Source organism: Citrobacter sp. C6_1, from assembly GCF_014596835.2.
Taxonomy (GTDB): Bacteria; Pseudomonadota; Gammaproteobacteria; order Enterobacterales; family Enterobacteriaceae; genus Citrobacter; species Citrobacter pasteurii.
The window spans coordinates 22,398-43,236 of the sequence record NZ_CP115031.1; the positions used below are offsets into that span (position 1 = coordinate 22,398).

Consider the following 20,839-nt stretch of genomic DNA (forward strand, 5'->3'; position numbering starts at 1 on the left):
GGACTGGAGCATGGCAAGTTCGGGCATCACATCCAAGCGTACGCGCTTTACGGGCGCAGAATTCATCGTTCATTTCCTGGAACGTCAGGGAATTAAAGTGGTCACCGGTATTCCTGGCGGCTCAATTCTCCCCGTCTACGACGCCTTAAGCCAAAGCACGCAAATCCGTCATATCCTGGCGCGCCATGAGCAGGGGGCGGGGTTCATCGCCCAGGGGATGGCACGAACCGAGGGTAAACCCGCGGTGTGTATGGCCTGTAGCGGGCCAGGGGCAACTAACCTGGTTACTGCTATCGCCGATGCGCGCCTGGATTCTATTCCGTTGGTGTGTATCACCGGGCAGGTTCCGGCCTCGATGATCGGCACCGACGCCTTCCAGGAAGTTGACACCTACGGCATCTCTATCCCCATCACCAAACACAATTATCTGGTTCGCCATATCAATGAATTACCGCAGGTCATGAGCGATGCCTTCCGCATTGCGCAGTCAGGACGCCCAGGCCCGGTGTGGATAGACATACCTAAGGACATTCAAACAGCCATATTTGAAATTGAAGAGATGCCGGAGCCTGCAGAAAAAGCCCCTGCGCCAACCTTTAGCGCGGACAGCGTTCGCGATGCTGCCGCCATGATTAATGCGGCACAACGTCCGGTGCTGTACCTCGGCGGCGGCGTGATTAACGCACCTGAGCGCGTACGTGAGCTGGCGGAAAAAGCGAAACTGCCTACCACCATGACGTTGATGGCGCTGGGCATGTTGCCAAAAGCGCATCCGCTGTCGTTAGGCATGCTGGGTATGCACGGTGCACGCAGCACTAACTTTATACTGCAAGAGGCTGATTTATTAGTTGTTCTTGGTGCGCGTTTTGATGATCGGGCGATAGGTAAAACCGAGCAGTTCTGCCCGAATGCAAAAATAATCCACGTGGATATCGATCGTGCCGAGCTGGGTAAAATCAAACAGCCGCACGTGGCCATTCAGGCGGATGTGAATGAGGTTCTGGCGCAATTGATCCCGCAGATTGAAGCACAACCGCGGGACGCGTGGCATCAGATGGTGGCCGATTTACAACGCGAATTCTCTTGTACGATTCCACAGGAAAGCGATCCGCTCAGCCATTATGGGCTGATTAACGCCGTTGCGGCTTGCGTGGACGACAGCGCCATCATCACCACCGACGTGGGTCAGCATCAGATGTGGGCGGCGCAGGCCTACCCGCTGAATCGCCCACGTCAGTGGCTGACTTCTGGTGGTCTGGGGACCATGGGCTTCGGTCTGCCCGCAGCGATTGGTGCGGCGCTGGCGAACCCGGACAAGAAAGTGCTGTGCTTCTCCGGCGACGGCAGCCTGATGATGAATATTCAGGAGATGGCGACTGCCAGCGAAAATCAGCTGGATATTAAAATCATCCTGATGAATAACGAAGCACTGGGTCTGGTGTATCAGCAGCAGAGCCTGTTCTATAAGCAAGGCGTGTTTGCTGCGACCTATCCGGGGATGATTAACTTTATGCAGATTGCCGCCGGTTTTGGTCTCGAAACCTGCGATTTAAATCATGAAGCGGATCCACAGGCGGCGCTGCAGGAGATAATCAATCGTCCAGGACCTGCGCTGATCCACGTACGTATTGATGCAGAAGAAAAAGTGTACCCGATGGTACCGCCGGGTGCGGCAAACACTGAAATGGTGGGGGAATAAGCCATGCAACAGCAGACTCATGACAACGTAATCCTGGAACTCACCGTACGCAATCACCCGGGTGTAATGACCCACGTTTGTGGACTGTTTGCCCGCCGTGCGTTCAACGTGGAAGGTATCCTCTGTCTACCGATTCAGGACAGTGATAAGAGCCGTATCTGGCTATTGGTGAATGACGATCAGCGTCTGGAGCAGATGATAAGCCAGATCGACAAACTGGAAGATGTGGTGAAAGTTGCGCGCAACCAGTCTGATCCATCGATGTTTAACAAAATTACCGTCTTTTTCGAGTAATCCGCTCAAGGTAGAGGCCGCTTGAAGGATGAGGTGTATATCGTTAAGGTAATCGCCTTTGCCGGATGGCGGCATTCATGGCTTATCCGGCCTACCTTCTTGTAGGCCTGATAAGCGCAGCGCCATCAGGCGTTTTCCAGCACCAGGACATAACCCATGATTACCGTTGCCCTTATCGACGATCACCTTATCGTCCGTTCCGGGTTTGCCCAACTGTTGGGGCTGGAACCCGATTTGCAGGTTGTGGCTGAGTTTGGCTCAGGTAGCGAGGCACTGGCAGGATTGCCGGGGCGCGGCGTGCAGGTCTGTATCTGCGACATCTCCATGCCTGACATTTCCGGCCTCGAACTGTTAAGCCAGTTGCCAAAAGGCATGGCGATTATCATGCTCTCCGTCCACGACAGCCCGGCGCTGGTGGAACAGGCGTTGAACGCAGGGGCGCGAGGTTTCCTCTCAAAACGCTGTAGCCCTGATGAGCTGATTGCCGCGGTGCGTACCGTGGCAACCGGCGGCTGTTATTTAACGCCGGACATCGCCGTCAAACTGGCGGCCGGACGTCAGGACCCGCTCACAAAACGCGAACGTCAGGTGGCAGAAAAACTGGCACAAGGGATGGCAGTCAAAGAGATTGCGGCTGAACTGGGCTTGTCACCAAAAACGGTACACGTGCACCGCGCCAACCTGATGGAAAAGTTGGGCGTAAGCAACGATGTTGAGTTGGCTCGGCGGATGTTTGACGGCTGGCAATGAACACGTTCTTTTCCCGGTTAGTCACCATTGTTGCCTGCTTTTTTATCTTCTCTGCCGCATGGTTTTGCCTGTGGAGCATCAGCCTGCATCTGGTTGAACGCCCGGAGCTGGCAGTGCTGCTGTTTCCATTCGGCCTGCGCCTGGGGTTGCTGCTGCAATGTCCGCGCGGCTACTGGCCGGTGCTGTTGGGTGCGGAATGGCTGCTTCTGTTCTGGCTGGCGCAGGAAGTGGCGCTGTCCCATCTGCCACTTTTGGTGATCGGTAGCTTTCTCGCCTTACTTCCTGTCGCACTGACCTCACGTTTCCGCCATCAACGTGACTGGCGCACATTGTTATTACAGGGGGCAGCGCTGACCGCGGCGGCACTGCTGCAATCGCTACCTTGGCTTGGGCAAGGTGAAGAGGCGTGGACCGTGCTGCTGCTAACACTCACCGGTGGGCTGACGCTGGCGCCGATCTGCCTGGTATTCTGGCACTATCTGACCAGCACCACCTGGCTGCCGCTGGGACCGGCGGTGGTTTCTCAACCTGTGAACTGGCGCGGACGACATCTGGTCTGGTATCTGCTGTTGTTCAGTGTCAGCCTGTGGTTGCAGTTGGGGCTGCCGAATGAGCTGTCACGTTTTACGCCGTTTTGCCTGGCGCTGCCGATTATTGCACTTGCCTGGCACTATGGCTGGCAGGGGGCGCTGATCGCCACGCTGATGAATGCCATCGCGCTGATTGCCAGCCAGACCTGGCACGACCATCCTGTCGACTTGCTGCTCTCCTTGCTGGCGCAGAGCCTGACCGGGCTGCTGCTCGGCGCGGGTATTCAGCGCCTGCGTGAACTCAATCAGTCGCTGCAAAACGAGCTGGCGCGTAATCATCGTTTGGCCGAGCGTTTGTTGGAAACCGAAGAAAGCGTGCGTCGCGACGTGGCGCGCGAGCTGCACGATGATATCGGGCAGACCATTACCGCCATTCGTACCCAGGCGGGTATCGTTCAGCGGCTGGCGCCGGAAAACGCAGGGGTGAAGCGCAGTGGGGCGCATATCGAGCAGCTTTCACTCGGGGTATACGATTCGGTACGTCGCCTGTTGGGGCGTTTACGCCCGCGCCAGTTAGATGATTTAACGCTGGAGCAAGCTATCCGTTCGTTGATGCGGGAAATGGAGCTGGAAAGTCGCGGTATCGTCAGCCATCTCGACTGGCATATTGATGAATCAGAACTCAGCGAAAGCCAGCGGGTGACGCTGTTTCGCGTCTGCCAGGAAGGACTGAACAATATTGTTAAGCATGCCAATGCCAGTGCGGTGACGTTGCAGGGCTGGCTACAGGATGAGCGGTTGATGCTGGTGATTGAGGACGATGGCAGCGGCCTGCCGCCGGGTTCGAATCAGCAGGGATTTGGCCTCACCGGGATGCGTGAGCGCATTACGGCCCTCGGCGGTAAGCTTTCGATATCCTGTACGCACGGTACGCGGGTCAGCGTCTCTTTGCCTCAGCGTTATGTGTAAGGAATGGCAATGTTTCAGTTTCTAAAAGCCCCGGCGAATGCGCCACTCATTACCAATAAAAGTGAGGTTGATGCCCGTTATCGCTACTGGCGGCGGCATATTCTGACCACCATCTGGCTTGGCTACGCGCTGTTCTATTTCACGCGCAAAAGCTTCAACGCTGCGGTGCCGGATATCCTCACCAGCGGTGTGCTGACCCGCAGCGACATTGGCCTGTTGGCAACGCTGTTTTACATCACTTACGGCCTGTCGAAGTTTGTCTCTGGTATCGTCAGCGATCGTTCCAACGCCCGCTATTTTATGGGCATTGGTTTGATTGCAACCGGCGTGGTAAACATCCTGTTCGGTTTCTCGACCTCGCTTTGGGCCTTTGCGCTACTGTGGGCACTGAATGCGTTCTTCCAGGGCTGGGGATCGCCGGTATGCGCTCGTTTGCTAACGGCCTGGTATTCGCGTACTGAGCGCGGTGGCTGGTGGGCGCTATGGAACACCGCGCATAACGTCGGCGGGGCGCTGATCCCGATGGTGATGGCGGCGACGGCGCTGCATTATGGCTGGCGTGCAGGAATGATGATTGCCGGAATACTGGCGATTGTAGTGGGATTTTTCCTGTGCTGGCGGTTGCGCGACAGGCCGCAGGCGATTGGCTTACCCCCGGTTGGCGACTGGCGACACGATGAGTTAGAAATTGCCCAGCAGCAGGAGGGCGCAGGCTTAACCCGCAAAGAAATCCTCACCCGCTATGTGTTGCTGAATCCCTACATCTGGCTGCTGTCGTTGTGTTATGTGCTGGTGTACGTGGTACGTGCGGCGATCAACGACTGGGGTAATCTGTACATGTCAGAAACGCTGGGGGTCGATCTGGTGACCGCCAACACCGCGGTGACCATGTTTGAACTGGGCGGGTTTATCGGGGCACTGGTGGCGGGTTGGGGGTCAGATAAGCTGTTCAACGGCAATCGTGGACCAATGAACCTGATTTTTGCCGCCGGGATTTTGCTCTCCGTCGGCTCGCTATGGCTGATGCCGTTCGCCAGCTATGTGATGCAGGCGGCGTGCTTTTTCACCACCGGATTCTTCGTCTTTGGCCCGCAAATGCTGATTGGTATGGCGGCGGCAGAGTGCTCGCACAAAGAGGCGGCAGGGGCGGCGACCGGGTTTGTCGGGCTGTTCGCTTATCTGGGCGCTTCGCTCTCCGGCTGGCCGCTGGCGAAGGTGATGGAGGTCTGGCACTGGACCGGATTCTTTGTGGTTATCGCTATCGCCGCGGGGATCTCCGCGCTATTGCTGCTGCCGTTTTTGAATGCCCAGGCACCGCGTGAGCCTGGTGAAGCGTGATGTACCTCACCTTTTTGCCCCGAGTGGGGTAAAACTAAGAAATTTTCCCGGTTTCACTTGGACGCTGTCTCAGGCGTGATCCCGGGCTGATTTTTACAATGCCTGCTATTCGCAGGTATAAAAATTAGCTCGGAGAGTCCTATGCTGGCCTTCTTAAACCAGGTGCGCAAGCCAACCCTGGATCTGCCGCTCGATGTGCGGCGTAAAATGTGGTTCAAACCGTTCATGCAGTCCTATCTGGTGGTCTTTATTGGTTACCTGACCATGTATCTGATCCGCAAAAACTTCAACATCGCGCAGAACGACATGATCTCCACCTACGGGCTGAGCATGACGCAGCTGGGGATGATTGGCCTGGGCTTCTCCATCACCTACGGCGTGGGTAAAACGCTGGTTTCTTATTACGCGGATGGCAAAAACACCAAGCAGTTCCTGCCGTTTATGTTGATTCTCTCCGCCATCTGTATGCTCGGCTTCAGCGCCAGCATGGGCGCAGGCTCAACCAGCCTGTTCCTGATGATTGCTTTCTACGCGCTGAGCGGATTCTTCCAGAGTACTGGCGGTTCCTGTAGTTATTCCACCATCACCAAATGGACGCCTCGCCGTAAACGTGGTTCTTACCTCGGTATGTGGAACATTTCCCACAACCTCGGTGGTGCCGGTGCGGCTGGTGTGGCGTTGTTTGGTGCCAACTACCTGTTCGACGGCCACGTCATCGGTATGTTTATCTTCCCGTCGATTATCGCCCTGATTGTTGGCTTTATCGGCCTGCGCTATGGCAGCGACTCCCCGGAATCTTATGGTCTGGGGAAAGCTGAAGAGCTGTTCGGTGAAGAGATCAGCGAAGAAGACAAAGAGACCGAAGAAAATGACATGACCAAGTGGCAGATCTTTGTTGAGTACGTGCTGAAAAACAAAGTGATCTGGCTGCTGTGCTTCTCCAACATCTTCCTGTACGTGGTGCGTATTGGTATCGACCAGTGGTCTACCGTGTACGCGTTCCAGGAACTGAAGCTCTCCAAAGAAGTGGCGATTCAGGGCTTTACCCTGTTTGAAGTGGGTGCGCTGGTCGGTACGTTGCTGTGGGGCTGGTTGTCTGATCTGGCGAACGGTCGCCGGGCGCTGGTGGCCTGCGTGGCGCTGGCATTAATTATTGCCACGCTCGGTGTTTACCAGCACGCCAGCAACCAGTACGTTTACCTGGCTTCATTGTTTGCCCTCGGCTTCCTGGTGTTTGGTCCGCAGCTGTTAATCGGTGTCGCAGCCGTTGGTTTCGTACCGAAAAAAGCGATCGGCGCGGCCGATGGGATTAAAGGGACATTCGCCTATCTGATCGGTGACAGCTTCGCCAAGCTGGGCCTGGGGATGATTGCTGATGGTACGCCGGTCTTCGGCCTCACCGGCTGGGCGGGAACCTTCGCCGCGCTGGACACCGCCGCTATCGGTTGTATCTGCCTGATGGCTATCGTGGCCGTGTTTGAAGAGCGTAAAATTCGCCGCGAGAAAAAGATTCAACAATTGAAAGTCGCTTAAGTTAAGTGTGCATTGGTAACTTTTGCCCGCCTTAATGGCGGGCTTTTTTATGCCTCATTATGCTGACAGTAGGTGTTGTAAGCCTCAACAAATAACTTCGCATTTGTTGCAGTTTGGTGGACAGATTGCCCAATGCGATAAAGATCGCTGCCTAATCCGGCACTGTAACAACCTGCATTCAGGTAATGAGACAGATTGTCAGGGCGAATTCCGCCCACGGCATATAAAGGAGCTTGAGGAGGTAAAACCGCTTTTAATGCCCGGATGTAATTCGGTCCCAGTTCTCCCGCAGGGAAAATTTTCAGTCCATCTGCGCCGTGCCTGAGTGCAAGAAATGCTTCGCTGGCTGTGTGGCAACCGATGCAGGTTTTCATTTGGGCCGCTTTGGCGGCATCAATTAATTCCGGATCGGTGTTGGGCGTAAGGATAAATGCGCATCCAAGCGAAGAGAGAGTGCTGATATCTGCGACATTAGTAACCGTCCCTGCACCGATTTTTATCGTCTGGCCATAATGCTCTACGGCCAAAGCAATACTGCTTTTCCAGTCTGGAGAATTCAGCGGTATTTCTATTGTGCTGAAGCTAGCTGTGATCAGCGCGTCAATATGAGCCAGCACCTCATCAGGCTTCACCCCACGCAGAATGGCGACCAAAGGGTTACGGTTATTCATGTAAAAGTCTCCTGATACCATTAATAAATGCTTTTTCACCATTGCACAGACGACAGCGATAACCGAAATGATGAAACAAGCTTTGATAGCGGTTGAGCAATTCTTCATTGCCTACCAAAATGACTTCTTCCCCGGTGTTAATGGCGTAATGCTGTAGCATTTGCGCTATTTCGTGGCCAATCAGTAATCCTGAGAGAGATTCGTATAGCGTGTCGGGTGGCAAGGAATGGCTGAGTATTCGAGCTCTGAGGTCAAATACGCTGCGGGATAAACACGTTTCATTCCAGCCACGTTCGGCCCCGTCTAAAAAAGCCTGAATGTTCGTGTTTTGTTCCCCGGCATTTTTTCCCACTATGGAATAGTGGGAGAGCAAATGAAAAAACTCGCCGGTCATGATAGTTTGAAAATCGCAGACGATACCCTCTTGCACCTGAACCCATTTGCTGTGTGTTCCAGGGAAGACGTACCAGCGTTCATCAGTCAGGGCGCCAAAAAGTTGCGTTTCCTCTCCACGCATGACGTTGTAGGTTTTCGGTCCGGCAATTTGCAGACCCGGTACGATGAAAGTGGGAAAAGGACCGGCATCCTCAACCGCTGTCAGATGCTGCGATAATGCGCTTAATGGGGTTGGGCAACGCAAATAGTGGCTATCTACCCAACCGATATTACTGCCCACCATGCCGCTCATTATGACGGTTGTATCTTTGCTTAATGGCTGCGGACACAAACTTAGCAGTGTTAGCCAGGTATCTTTGAATGCGTCAGGATGATGCTTGAGTACACCATTCTGATCGGCGTGTTGCCAGACACATTGATTCTGTTGATAGACCCAAATGCGCAGGTTGCTGGAGCCCCAATCCACGGCAATAAAATTCTCTGAATTGAACATACATCATTCCTGATACGAAAAGATGGCCCTAAGCGGGCCATATTCAGGGGATTACTCGTCGGCAATAACCATTTTTTTATCAAAATTGATCAGCAGCGAGCAGATGAGATAACCCACAGCAGCCAGTGCAAAGAACATCATGGCGGCGTAATAATTTCCGGTGGATTGCACCAGGAAACCGATAAAAATTGGCAGGATAGCGGCGAATAAGTTACTGGTGAAGTTCATGGTCCCACAGATGGTACCCGCAACAGATTGCGCGCCTAGCAGCCCTGGTATTGACCAGTAAACACTGGCCCACCGCAGTGGGAAAAGGGCAATGGTGAGCAGGGTTATCGCAACGGCCGGCGTAGAACTTTGTGCGCAAAGGAAAATACCAACGCCAGCGGTAGTGGCGGAAATAGCCAACATTGTATGCATCACACGGCTTGTTTTTGCTCCTTTGCTGCGCCATTTATCCATAATGTAGCCGCCGGTCAGTTGGCCGACAAAACACAGCAAGAAGATCAGCGCCATTGCTCCACCCATCGATTTGATATCGAAACCGTAGGTGGCCTGAAAGTAGAGTGGCAGCCAGGTCATCAGGCCGTAGAACACAAAGCTGTAGCAAACCCAACCACCGATGAGCGCAATCACATTCCGTTGTTTTAGATAAGGTTTGATGTCGGCCAGACGGTATTTCTTGCTGCTGGTTTCAGCACCGTTTGCAGCGGTAATATGGTCCAGTTCTGCTTTATTAATGCTGGGATGTTCTGATGGATAAGTGCGGATGTACCACCAGGCCAGTAAGCCGACCACCATTGTTCCCACACCTGCCACCACAAATGCCATACGCCAGGAGTCGAAAAAAGCAATAAGTCCTGCGATGATCACCGCCCCTAATGCCGTACCCAACGGCGCGCCGCCATCAAGTAGCATCGAACCACGCCCGCGTTCTGTTGGTGTTAACCATGTCCCCATTAACTTTGCGCCAGCGGGCATAATTGGAGATTCAGTAACGCCTAACCCCAGTCGAGAAAGTGAGAGAGTAAAAATGGAGTGGCACAGCGCCGCGACGGCCTGAAATGCTCCCCATAAGATAGTGGCCAGCGCTATGATATTTCTTGCTTTAAATTTATCAGCAATAACTCCACTGGGAATTTGCATCAAAGCATAAGCCCAGAAAAAGGCACTATGAATAACCCCAACAACGCGTGTGTCAGTAATGCCAAATTCATCCGTAATATATGGCATCGCAATGGAAAGAGATGTGCGGTCAATATAATTAATGGCGCCTAATAAAAGCATGATGATAAATATCCGCCACCTTACAGTTGTTGCCTTTAATTTTTCTTCTTCAGTATTTGCATTAACAAGAGACATAAGGACTCCTTGCCATACTCATAATAATATGAGTATGGCGGTACGAGGTATTATTATATTGTGAAGTGTTACATTATGGAGCCAATAGTCCATGGGACGAATTCTTGACTGCCATAGCCAAATTCCTCACTCTTTGTTTTTTTACCGGATGCCATCTCAAGAATCATCTGGTAAATACGTTCACCGACTTCTGCAATTGTTTCTTCCCCCTCTACAATAGTTCCGCAATTTATATCCATATCCTCCTGCTGACGTTCCCAAAGTGCGTTATTGGTAGCTAGCTTCAGACTTGGGGTTGGTTTGGATCCAAAAGCCGAACCGCGGCCTGTTGTGAAGCAGAGAAGATTTGCCCCACCGGCGATTTGACCCGTGACGGCAATAGGGTCATACCCTGGTGTATCCATAAAGACAAAACCTTTCGCGGTAACTGGTTCCGCGTACTCATACACTTCTGTCAGATTTGTTGTGCCTGCTTTAGCAATACCACCGAGTGATTTTTCCAGAATTGTCGTCAGCCCTCCGACTTTGTTACCCGCAGAGGGATTATTGTTCATTTCACTTCCAGTGCGGCGACAGTATTCTTCCCACCAGTGAATACGGGCGATAAGTTTTTCCCCGACTTCACGGGAAACGGCGCGGCGAGTAAGAAGATGTTCAGCGCCATAAATTTCGGAGGTTTCAGATAATATCGCTGTTCCACCTTGTTGGATCAACTTATCTGCCGCATAACCCAGCGCTGGATTGGCTGAGATCCCGGAATAACTGTCGGAACCGCCACATTCCAACGCGAGAATGATTTCTGATACAGGGATTGGTTGACGTGTTACCCGGTTAGCAACAGGCAGCATTTGGTTAACCAGGGTAATTCCTTTTTCAATGGCATGACGTGTGCCGCCCACATCCTGAATGGTATAGCTGTGCATCATTGGGCCATCAGCTAACCCATGGGCGTTCATCATATCTTTAATTTGGCTGGATTCGCATCCCAGCCCAACGATGATTACTCCGGCAAAGTTTGCATGGGTGGCATAACCAGCCATCGTACGTCTCATGACATCCATTGATTCACTTTTAGATCCGATGGCACAGCCAAAACTTTGTGGCAACGACACCACGCCATCAACATTTGGGTAATCTGCAAGACCATGCAGACGAAAGTGATCCTCAATCGCTCTGACGACCGTAGCACTACAGTTTACGGAGCTTAAAATGCCGATGTAGTTGCGTGTAGCAGCGCGGCCATCGGCCCGGCGGATACCCAAAAATGTATCCTGTTGAGGAACCGAAGAGGGAGAATGGCAGTCTTCACCCCAGGCATAATCTCGTTCAAAATCGCCCATACCTAAATTATGCATGTGGACGTGTTCGCCAGGCTTAATTGGCTGAGTAGCGAAGCCAATAATCTGCCCATAGCGTTTGATCGCATCACCTACGTTACACGCATGCAGGGCGATTTTATGCCCTGCTGGAATTTCACTTAGTACCGTAATTTGTTCTTCTTCAAGCCAGGTGCCCATGGGGACCGTCTGTCTTGCGATAACCACATCATCTTTGGGATTCAATTTTAGTACAGGGTTGATGTTCATTATCATTGTTCTCATGCTGGTTTACACCGAAATACGGGATAAAATATTTTTAACCTGCGCTATTTTTTCTTCATTCAACGGTAATGCCGGAGGGACAACTGCGGTTGATATGTCCACACCACTTAATTTTATGGCTGTCTTTATAACGCCAAAGAACGGTTGTTCTAATGCATATAAAGGTGATAATTCTGATAGTTGTTGTTGAAGTGCTTTAGCCGTGGCGAGATCGTTCTGCTGAACAGCCTGATAAATTCCGCGCGTAATATTAGGTGCAAAGTTAAATGTTGCCGGAATTCCACCATGCCCCCCCAACATTAATGTATCAAGTAAATATTCGTCATAGCCGCTGAAAATGATAAAATCTGGGCGGAAACAGTGAACCTGATTGATGATTTCCCTGGTGTGGCTAATATTATCAATAGTGTCTTTAATTCCGACGATATTGGGTACTTCGCGGGCAAGGCGTGTGATGACGTTTAAACCAATATCCTGGCCGGTTAGTTCTGGAAAGTTATATAGGAAGACTGGAATGTTTAACGCTTCAGCAATTCTTTTGTAATGCGTAAAGCGGGCTTCTTCGCTGAGTTTTGCATAATAAGGATTGACTACCAGTACTCCTTGCGCGCCCGCTTTTTCGGCATGCTTTCCAAGCTGGATAGTTTCTGCTGTGCTGGCGCAGGCGATACCGATAAGTACGGGGACTCTGCCGGCAACATGCTGCAGACTAAATTCTGCAATCTGTTTTCTTTGTTCAGACGAGAAATGTGAAAATTCGCCGCCGCTGCCCAGAATTAGCATTCCGTCGGCACCATTGCTAATCACATGATCAATCATTACCGCCATTCCTGCGCGATCCAATTCACCGTTATCGTCAACGATGGTCGGTACTGGCGGGAAGATGCCCTTAAAAACGTTCAACATGCTCACTCCTTGTTGTTCTGTATATGGAACTTATGTTCTGTATGTTGAAGTCAGTACAGCAGATATCCAAATCGTTCGTCAATGCTTTTTGCAGAACAAATGAACAACTGTGAGGCGGATCGGGTTTGCGGATGTAAGAATTAGGCAACAGAGCGCAGTTTGCATATGTGCAAAAAAGCCGCATACCTGAGAAAAGTGATTGCGGTATACTGTGCAGAGTCTATGAATAAAAAAGATTAATAGCGCATGAACCAAGACATCACGACTTCTGTTCCCGCTCTGGATAAGACGGTAAAAATCTGTAATTACCTTTTTAATTCCCCTGGCGCAACATTCAGCCAGATTCAGCAGGATCTGGCATTACCAAAAAGCAGCACGTCTTCTCTGCTAAATGCGCTGGTTGAGCATCATCTTTTGCGTCTGGAAAAGGGACGTTTCTTTTTAGGATTGAAGCTGTACGAATGGGGAAATCGTTCATTGGAGCAGTTTGATATCCGTAATGCAGCGCTTCCTGTTTTGGAAAAACTGCGTCAACAAACGGACCTGACCTGTCACTTGGGCATATTGGATGAAGTCGCGCCAATTTATCTTATGAAGCTGGAAAACACCCAGCCGATTGGCATTCGTACCTGGGTCGGTAAAAAATTGCCGATGCACAGTTCCGGCGTAGGGAAAGCGCTGTGTGCCTGGCTGCCGCAGGATAAAATCGACGAACTGTTGCCGGATGAAGACCTGCCAAAATATACCGATACCACCATTACCAGCAAAAAAGCGTTGATGAAGGAATTTGCCAGAATCCGCGCGCAAGGCTGGGTATTTGATAATGCGGAAGACTCCCCGGGTATCTATTGCATTGCCGCACCGGTATTTAACCGTAATAAAGATGTGATTGCAGCAATCAGCATCAGTGGCGTTGAACTACAAATGCCAAAAGATTGTATTCCACAATATTCTCAGTGGGTGCGCGAAGCCTGCCAGTCACTCTCGGCAAAATTAGTTTAAGTATGCAGGTATCGTAGTTAATGATCTGGATAATGCTGGCCACCCTGGTGGTTGTTTTTGTGGTGGGGTTTCGGGTGCTGACGTCCGGATCTCGACGGGCAATTCGCCGTCTGAGCGAGCGACTGAATATTGATGTCGTGCCGGTAGAGTCGATGATCGATCAGATGGGAAAAGTGCAGGGCGAGGCGTTTTTACAGTACCTGCACCGCCCTGACGAATCGCATCTGCAAAATGCGGCCCAGGTGCTGTTGATCTGGCAAATCGTGATTGTCGACGGCAGTGAGCCGAATCTGCTGCAGTGGCACCGTTGGCTGCAAAAAGCTCGGCTGGCCGCGCCGATTACCGACGCGCAGGTGCGTCTGGCGCTTGGTTTTTTGCGCGAAATGGAGCCGGATATGCAGGAGCTTAATGCGTTTCAAATGCGCTATAACGCCTTTTTCCAGCCCGAAGATGGCGTGCACTGGTTACATTGATAGTTATGCCTGGTGGCGTTACGCTTCTCAGGTCGAAAAAAGGGCCCTGCCTTAGATGGAATAAGCCACATCGCCATTCGGCGGAGAAAGTTGTTGAAACGTTAAATACGTCACACATTTAATGTTACACTGCGTAACTTTTCTACAATAACCCCACGCAGGTAACAAAATGAGTGAAGCTGTTGAACAAAAATCCCGCGCTGAAGTGAATACCCGACCTAACTGGTCGGCGGTATTCGCCGTGGCGTTCTGCGTTGCCTGCCTGATAACCGTTGAGTTTCTTCCCGTGAGCCTGTTAACGCCGATGGCGCAGGATCTGGGGATTTCTGAAGGTGTGGCGGGGCAATCGGTGACAGTGACGGCATTTGTCGCTATGTTCGCCAGCCTGTTTGTGACGCAAATCATCCAGGCGACCGATCGTCGCTATGTGGTGATCCTGTTCTCAGTGCTGCTGACGCTCTCCTGCCTGCTGGTTTCCTTTGCCAACTCTTTTTCGCTGCTGCTCATTGGCCGCGCTTGCCTCGGTCTGGCGCTTGGCGGTTTCTGGGCAATGTCGGCGTCGCTGACCATGCGTTTGGTTCCCCCTCGTACGGTGCCGAAAGCGCTGTCGGTGATTTTTGGCGCTGTCTCTATCGCGCTGGTGATTGCCGCGCCGCTGGGGAGCTTTTTAGGCGGTATTATCGGCTGGCGTAACGTGTTTAATGCGGCGGCGGTGATGGGCGTGCTGTGCACGATTTGGGTGGTGAGAGCGCTGCCATCGCTGCCCGGTGAACCGTCGCACCAAAAACAAAATATGTTCAGCCTGCTGCAACGTCCGGGCGTGATGGCTGGCATGATCGCCATCTTTATGTCCTTTGCCGGGCAGTTTGCCTTCTTTACCTACATCCGTCCGGTATACATGAATCTGGCGGGCTTTGATGTTGATGGCCTGACGTTAGTGCTGTTGAGCTTTGGTATCGCCAGCTTTGTCGGGACGTCGCTCTCTTCGGTGATTCTGAAGCGCTCGGTCAAACTGGCCTTAGCCGGTGCGCCGCTGGTGTTGGCGCTCAGTGCGCTGGTTCTGATCCTGTGGGGCAGCGACAAAGTGGTGGCGGCTGGCATTGCGATTATCTGGGGACTGGCGTTTGCGCTGGTACCGGTAGGCTGGTCGACGTGGATCACCCGTTCTTTGGCTGATCAGGCAGAAAAAGCCGGATCGGTGCAGGTTGCCGTGATCCAGCTTGCCAATACCTGCGGGGCCGCAGTGGGAGGCTATGCGCTCGATAACCTCGGATTGCTGTCGCCCCTGATGCTTTCCGGCAGTCTGATGCTGTTGACGGCGCTTCTGGTCACGATGAAGGTCAGAATGCAGTGAGAGTATTGCCTGATGGCGCACAGCTATCAGGCAATACCGCTATCTGACAACGGTATCAATCAAAACCCTTGTTCTCGGCGGTATGGGCAAACCATTCGCCGCTTTTCTTCACCGTACGTTTTTGCGTGTCTAAATCTAACTGGACAAAACCGTAGCGGTTTTTATATCCGTTGAGCCAGGACCAGTTATCAATAAAAGTCCACATATGGTAGCCAAGACAATTACACCCTTCGCTGATGCCTTTATGTAGCCATTTCAGATGTTCATATACAAATTCAATGCGGTAGCTGTCGTTTATCTGATCCTGCTCAACGAAACGCTGCTCATTTTCCACACCCATACCGTTTTCAGAAATAAAGCAGCGCGGGTTGCCGTAATTATCACGAAGATTAGTAATAATATCGTAAATACCTGGCTCATAAATTTCCCAGCCACGGTAAGGGTTCATTTTACGCCCCGGCATTTCGTAATAATCAAACAGCCACTCCGGCATAAACGGCGCGTTTGGATTGACGGCAGTATCACGACATTTCACGCGGCGCGGCTGATAATAATTGATACCGAGCAGGTCGATTTTCCCCTCGGCGATGAGCTGACTGTCGCCTGGCTGACAGGCTGGTAGCTGATCGTACGCTTTCAGCAGTTCGACCAGATCCGCCGGATATTCCCCTTTTAGTACCGGGTCAAGAAAGCTGCGGTTAAACAGTAGATCCGCATGGTGCGCGGCTTTTACATCCGCCGGGTTTTGCGAGCGTGGGTAAGACGGCGTCAGATTTAGGATCACACCGATTTCACCGCCGTAGTTTCCGGCGCGATACGCGCGCACCGCCGTGGAATGCGCCAGTACAGTGTGATACGCCACGGTGGCCGCGCGTTTGAAATCCACTACGTTAGGGTAGTGGAAATCATACAGATAACCGCCTTCTACCGGGACAATCGGTTCGTTAAAGGTGAACCAGTGCTTCACCCGATTGCCGAATAGGTTAAAACAGGTCTGCGCGTAGCGGCCAAACGCCTCAACCACGTCACGGTTTTCCCAGCCGCCTTTCTCCTGCATCACCATCGGCATATCGAAGTGAAACAGGGTGATAAACGGTGTAATGCCTTGCGCCAGCAGTTCGTCGATGACGTTGTTATAGAAATCGACAGCCTCACGATTAACCTCGCCAGTACCGTCCGGGATCAGTCGTGACCAGCTGATAGAAGTGCGGAAGCTGTTGTGTTTCAGCTGTTTGAGCAGTGCGATGTCCTGTTTCCAGTGCTGATAAAACGTTGAGGTGTTTGCCGGGCCAACCCCCTGGTGGAAACGCCCTGGCTGGCGGTCGAACCACACGTCCCATGTTGTCTGGCTTTTGCCGCCATTCAGGCTATCCCCTTCGGTTTGCAACGCCGAGCAGGCACTCCCCCACCAAAAGTTATCAGGAAAACGGTATCGCATTATCTTGCTCCTTGATGTATTTCACTTCCCTACACAATAGGCGATTTTGCTAAACAGAAACCGGTTACAGAGCTCGTTTTTCAATACGATAGTTACAAATCCGGGCATTCAACTTTGCCCAACGCTTCCCAGTAGGTGTTCTGGTTATTTCGTTGTATTGCCAGAATAGCCTCGCGGATATGCTGCTGATTACGTGTATCAGCCATAATCGTTTTTTCCCACATCTCATCGGAGGGTGAACCCTGCGGGGTGCAAATCTTGCGTAAGTCCTTCAATACAGTGTTTTTTTCATGAACGGACTGTAGAGAGCCGTAAGCCGACTCGGCCTGCGCTAAACCCGGCAGCGTGAAAAGAATGGCAATAAGCGGTAAAGCGGCTCGTTTCATGATAATAATCCTTGTTGTCGATGCGCATCATCTCAAGACTAAGTGTAGACACTACATTGCACATGACTCACTCAACAGTCTGCATTACCAGGGAAAACGGTCTCGTCTGTAAGTTGTAGATGGCTTCTCCTCTTCTCCTCACTTTCTTGCGCAGCAGAATAGTGTATGTTCTGAACAATCATTTATTTCTTAAGCGGTAAAGAGATGAGACGGATTGAGATAATACTGGGGGAGCTGGAACGGCTGACGCGAGGACTGAATCTTGCCCATCTGGCGCAGGAAACGGCGTTCACAGCAGAAGCTATCGGCTTTAACCTCGGACTGGCGCGCAACTCGGTCAGTAAAGATCTCAATCAGCTCTGGAACGACGGCCTGGCGATTAAAAGCCGCGGACGCCCGGTATTCTTTCTGCATCGTCAGGCGATTGAAACGCTGCTGGGTCGCAAACTGGATGAGTCCGAGCGCGAAGTGCAAACCGTTGCCGACCTGTTGCCGGTTCAGGAAAATCAGGCAACAGAGGATCCCTTCTTCGGCCTGATTGGTTACGATCGTAGCCTGCGCGACGCGGTGGAAAAAGGCCGCGCGGCGGTGCTGTATCCCCACGGGCTGCACGTTCTGCTGACCGGTCCCTCCGGCGTCGGCAAAACCTTTTTTGCCGAACTGATGCACCGTTTTGCCTGCGAACGCGCAGTGGGAGCGTCGCCGCCGCTGGTTTACTTTAACTGCGCGGAATACGCCCATAACCCGGAGCTGCTTTCTTCGCACCTGTTTGGTCATCGACAGGGGGCATTTACCGGCGCAAATGAAAATAAACCCGGTCTGGTCGAGCAAGCCGACGGCGGTTATTTGCTGCTCGACGAAGTGCATCGTCTGCCGTATGAAGGTCAGGAAAAGCTGTTCTCTATTCTCGACAAAGGTGAATATCGGCCGCTGGGCTCAAGCGCCGTGGCGCGGTCTATTTCGGTGCGCCTGATTTGCGCCACCACCGAGCCGGTGAGTTCGGCATTGCTGCGTACCTTCCAGCGACGTATTCAGGTGTGTATCGATTTGCCCGGCATCCGCCAGCGTTCGGTGGAAGAGCAGGTTGAGCTTATCGTTGGCTTCTTGCAGCGTGAGAGCCGCAAAATCGAGCGTACGATAAGCATCGACCGCACCTTACTGCTTTGGCTACTGAACAAGCCGCTGGAAGGTAACATTGGTCAGCTTAAGAGCGACATTCAGTTTCTCTGCGCCCAGGCCTGGGCCTCAGGGATGACCGGGCACAGCGACACGCTACAGCTGGATAAACGTCTGGCGGAGATTTCGTTTAACGCCACGCCGGAACAGCGTCTGCTGGTTGGCGCACTGTTCGAAGGCAAAGAGCATTTAAGCATCGATGCCCGCACGCTGCCCGCGCTGAAAAATTCACTGGCGACCGGAGCCGAAATAGAAGAGAGCGATCTCTTCTACAGCTTCCTGACCCGCGAATATATCAATCTGCGTAACAGCAACGTACCGCCAGCCGAAACGCTGGCGATCCTCAAAAACAAGCTCAGTTCGATTTTTGAATATGGTCTCTACAGCCGTGACAGCGTGGGGCATCCGCCGCGCTATGGCGATCAGATAGAAGAGCGCGTCACGCTGCTGATCGGCTGCGTTGAACAGGTGCTCGGTTTCACGCTGCCGGAGAATCTGGTTAATCCGCTGCGCAAACACTTCCTGGCGCTGATTGGCTATGTGCAGCGCGGCCTTATTCCGCAACTTTATTCTTCCAGCCTGATCCTCGATCGCTGTAAAGATGAATATGACAACGCCACGCTACTATGCCGGAAAATCAATGAACTGCTGCATATTCAATGTCCGGCGACGGAAGTGGTCTGGCTGTGCCTGTTCCTCAAAGAGTGTCGCCATTACCGCCAACGGATTGATGCCAGTCCGGATTGCGGGGTGATTTTGATTGCCCACGGTGCGACGACGGCGACAAGCCAGGCGCAGTACGTGAATCGCGTGCTGGAGCGCGAGGTGTTCAGCGCTATCGATATGCCTTTTGAGCAGTCGGTGCATGACACGCTGGAAGCTTTGACACAGATGATCCAGACCCGACAATATCGCCGGTTGATCCTGATGGTGGATATTGGTTCGCTGGTGCATTTTGGTAGCACGATCAGTAAGTTATTCCAGATAGACGTACTGCTAATGCCCAATATCACGCTCACCAGCCTGCTGGAGATTGGGCTGGATTTAAGCTACGAAACCAGCGACTTAACGCAGCTGGCGGCGTTAATGCAGAGTAAAGATATCCCCTGTCAGCTCTGCACGCCGCAGCAGGAAAACAGCGGTAAGGTGCTGGTTATCTCCTGCATCACCGGGATGGGAACGGCAGAAAAAATCAAAAAGGTGCTGGAAGAGAGCTTCGGCGAGCTGATGTCGCAGGACACGCGGATGGTGATCCTCGATTACAATGAAGTCCGCAGTCTGGAGCGCGTGCAGCAGGCGATTAACGCCAGTGAACGCCTGGCGGGAATAGTGGGGACTTTCCAGCCAGGACTGCCGGATATTCCGTTTATCTCGCTCGAGGAGCTGTTCTCTGAGCAAGGCCCCGAGCTGGTGCTCAGTCTGCTGACGCCGGATCTCTCCAGCAGCGAACGCCGCGTGGAGATGGAGCGCAGCGCAATGCGCTTTATCAGCGCGTTGACTATGGAGAGCATCATTAACCATATTTCGGTGCTCAACCCGCAGCGTATTCTGAAAGAGATGGAGAGTGTGCTTAACCATCTGACCACTGCGCTTGCCCTGAAACCGAGTCGTCAGGTGACACTGCGCTTCCTGATCCACTGCTGCTGTATGGTCGAGCGTATCGTGATTAACCGTAAACCGTTACAGATGGCGCTGGAGAACAAGCCGGATCTGGATAATCGCGCGTTTAGTGTCATTAAATCCGCTTTCCTGCCGATCGAAGAGGCCTATGCCATTCGCTTATCGGACGCGGAATATTTTTATATCTACGAACTGCTGTATAGCTAATCCCTTTACTGGCGCGGCTCTATGCCCCGCCAGCGCTCCTCTCTTCCCTGCGTGACACAAATTCTGGCACAGCCTTTGCTCTTACTTTGATGAGTTTGCCGGATGGCGGCATAAAACGCCTTATCCGGCCTACAAAAGCACTTGCCGTAGGCCTGATAAGCGAAGCGCCATCAGGCATCGCAAGTCTCATGTAATCGAGCCAGGAGGCCATTTTGACTACCACTGAATCCTTGCCCCAGATCCTGCTGCTGACCCATGGCGGCTGGGGGCAACAGCTTTGCAACAGCCTGCGCATGGTGATGGGTGAAATCAAAGGCGTGACGGAAATTGCGCTGATGCCCGTTGATACGCTCGGCGAGTTTTACCAGCGCGTTGAAGCCGTGGTGAAAACCATGCCGGAAGGTTCACTGATCCTGACCGATTTTATTGGCGGCACCACCTCTAACGTGGCGGCGCGGCTGAGTGCCGATTACCCGGTGGCTGTGATTTCCGGGCTCAATGCCTCTTTGCTGCTGGAGGCGCTCGACAAACGCGAGCATGGCCAGTTGACCACCTGCGTGGCTGAACTGGTCGAAGCCGGGCGTAGCAGTTGCCTGGACGTTGTCGCCCACGTGCGTCAATTACAACAATCACAATAAGGA

General features: G+C 52.4%; 18 protein-coding genes. 11 read left to right on the forward strand and 7 right to left on the reverse strand.

The genetic code is table 11. The annotated features are described in order from the left end of the window. Nucleotides 1-10 precede the first annotated feature (10 nt). From ilvB to uhpT, 6 genes are all read left to right on the forward strand, one after another. Nucleotides 11-1,699 carry an acetolactate synthase large subunit gene (ilvB, locus tag IB196_RS00115; RefSeq protein WP_188231946.1) on the forward strand — a complete coding sequence of 563 codons (1,689 nt, stop codon included), beginning with the start codon at nucleotides 11-13 and terminating at the stop codon, nucleotides 1,697-1,699. A 3-nt stretch (nucleotides 1,700-1,702) separates the two neighbouring features. Continuing rightward, the gene (gene ilvN, locus IB196_RS00120; RefSeq protein WP_003023914.1) at nucleotides 1,703-1,993 is read left to right on the forward strand and encodes an acetolactate synthase small subunit; all 291 of its coding nucleotides are present in this window, start codon (nucleotides 1,703-1,705) and stop codon (nucleotides 1,991-1,993) included. 156 nt (nucleotides 1,994-2,149) lie between these two features. Then, the gene (gene uhpA, locus IB196_RS00125) at nucleotides 2,150-2,743 is read left to right on the forward strand and encodes a transcriptional regulator UhpA (protein ID WP_005121502.1); all 594 of its coding nucleotides are present in this window, start codon (nucleotides 2,150-2,152) and stop codon (nucleotides 2,741-2,743) included. Next, entirely contained in the window at nucleotides 2,740-4,242 is a 1,503-nt protein-coding gene (gene uhpB / locus IB196_RS00130; RefSeq protein ID WP_040231520.1) for a signal transduction histidine-protein kinase/phosphatase UhpB, read from the forward strand. The genes uhpA and uhpB overlap by 4 nt, the downstream gene beginning before the upstream one ends. 9 nt (nucleotides 4,243-4,251) lie before the next feature. Beyond that, nucleotides 4,252-5,580 carry an MFS transporter gene (locus tag IB196_RS00135; RefSeq protein ID WP_040231521.1) on the forward strand — a complete coding sequence of 443 codons (1,329 nt, stop codon included), beginning with the start codon at nucleotides 4,252-4,254 and terminating at the stop codon, nucleotides 5,578-5,580. Nucleotides 5,581-5,721: 141 nt separating this feature from the next. Further along, the gene (uhpT, locus tag IB196_RS00140; RefSeq protein WP_149691903.1) at nucleotides 5,722-7,113 is read left to right on the forward strand and encodes a hexose-6-phosphate:phosphate antiporter; all 1,392 of its coding nucleotides are present in this window, start codon (nucleotides 5,722-5,724) and stop codon (nucleotides 7,111-7,113) included. A 47-nt stretch (nucleotides 7,114-7,160) separates the two neighbouring features. On the opposite strand, the gene IB196_RS00145 is transcribed toward uhpT, so the two are convergent. From IB196_RS00145 to IB196_RS00165, 5 genes are all read right to left on the reverse strand, one after another. Then, nucleotides 7,161-7,784 carry a 2-dehydro-3-deoxy-6-phosphogalactonate aldolase gene (locus tag IB196_RS00145; RefSeq protein WP_005121507.1) on the reverse strand — a complete coding sequence of 208 codons (624 nt, stop codon included), beginning with the start codon at nucleotides 7,782-7,784 and terminating at the stop codon, nucleotides 7,161-7,163. Then, entirely contained in the window at nucleotides 7,777-8,673 is an 897-nt protein-coding gene (locus tag IB196_RS00150) for a 2-dehydro-3-deoxygalactonokinase (protein WP_149691902.1), read from the reverse strand. The genes IB196_RS00145 and IB196_RS00150 overlap by 8 nt, the downstream gene beginning before the upstream one ends. Before the next feature lie 51 nt (nucleotides 8,674-8,724). After that, complete coding sequence (locus IB196_RS00155; protein ID WP_005121510.1) at nucleotides 8,725-10,035, reverse strand: MFS transporter; 1,311 nt, start codon at nucleotides 10,033-10,035, stop codon at nucleotides 8,725-8,727. Nucleotides 10,036-10,103: 68 nt separating this feature from the next. Beyond that, on the reverse strand, nucleotides 10,104-11,621 hold the full coding sequence (locus IB196_RS00160; RefSeq protein WP_188231947.1) for an altronate dehydratase family protein: 1,518 nt from the start codon (nucleotides 11,619-11,621) through the stop codon (nucleotides 10,104-10,106). A 21-nt stretch (nucleotides 11,622-11,642) separates the two neighbouring features. Continuing rightward, entirely contained in the window at nucleotides 11,643-12,542 is a 900-nt protein-coding gene (locus tag IB196_RS00165; RefSeq protein ID WP_005121513.1) for a dihydrodipicolinate synthase family protein, read from the reverse strand. Between the two features lie 246 nt (nucleotides 12,543-12,788). On the opposite strand from IB196_RS00165, the gene IB196_RS00170 reads away from it, so the two are divergent. The 3 genes from IB196_RS00170 (at nucleotide 12,789) to nepI (ending at nucleotide 15,371) form a co-directional block, all read left to right on the forward strand. Beyond that, on the forward strand, nucleotides 12,789-13,544 hold the full coding sequence (locus IB196_RS00170) for an IclR family transcriptional regulator (RefSeq protein WP_005121514.1): 756 nt from the start codon (nucleotides 12,789-12,791) through the stop codon (nucleotides 13,542-13,544). A gap of 20 nt (nucleotides 13,545-13,564) precedes the next feature. After that, a complete protein-coding gene (locus IB196_RS00175) occupies nucleotides 13,565-14,017 on the forward strand; it encodes a DUF1198 family protein (RefSeq protein WP_003023933.1) in 453 nt (150 codons plus the stop codon). A gap of 169 nt (nucleotides 14,018-14,186) precedes the next feature. Further along, on the forward strand, nucleotides 14,187-15,371 hold the full coding sequence (gene nepI, locus IB196_RS00180) for a purine ribonucleoside efflux pump NepI (RefSeq protein WP_005121516.1): 1,185 nt from the start codon (nucleotides 14,187-14,189) through the stop codon (nucleotides 15,369-15,371). A gap of 55 nt (nucleotides 15,372-15,426) precedes the next feature. Here nepI and IB196_RS00185 read toward each other — a convergent pair whose 3' ends face one another. Together IB196_RS00185 and IB196_RS00190 are read right to left on the reverse strand one after the other, a co-directional pair. Next, the gene (locus IB196_RS00185; protein ID WP_188231948.1) at nucleotides 15,427-16,809 is read right to left on the reverse strand and encodes a glycoside hydrolase family 1 protein; all 1,383 of its coding nucleotides are present in this window, start codon (nucleotides 16,807-16,809) and stop codon (nucleotides 15,427-15,429) included. 92 nt (nucleotides 16,810-16,901) lie between these two features. Continuing rightward, nucleotides 16,902-17,195, reverse strand: coding sequence for a YicS family protein (locus tag IB196_RS00190; protein WP_040231528.1), 294 nt, complete (start codon nucleotides 17,193-17,195; stop codon nucleotides 16,902-16,904). Nucleotides 17,196-17,399: 204 nt separating this feature from the next. Between IB196_RS00190 and dagR the strand changes: the two genes are divergently transcribed. Together dagR and IB196_RS00200 are read left to right on the forward strand one after the other, a co-directional pair. Next, nucleotides 17,400-20,198, forward strand: a complete 2,799-nt coding sequence (gene dagR, locus IB196_RS00195) for a transcriptional regulator DagR (RefSeq protein ID WP_040231530.1) — start codon at nucleotides 17,400-17,402, stop codon at nucleotides 20,196-20,198. A gap of 212 nt (nucleotides 20,199-20,410) precedes the next feature. Then, nucleotides 20,411-20,836: a PTS sugar transporter subunit IIA gene (locus tag IB196_RS00200; RefSeq protein WP_040231533.1), complete on the forward strand. Its 426-nt coding sequence runs from the start codon at nucleotides 20,411-20,413 to the stop codon at nucleotides 20,834-20,836. The last annotated feature ends 3 nt before the right edge of the window (nucleotides 20,837-20,839 follow it).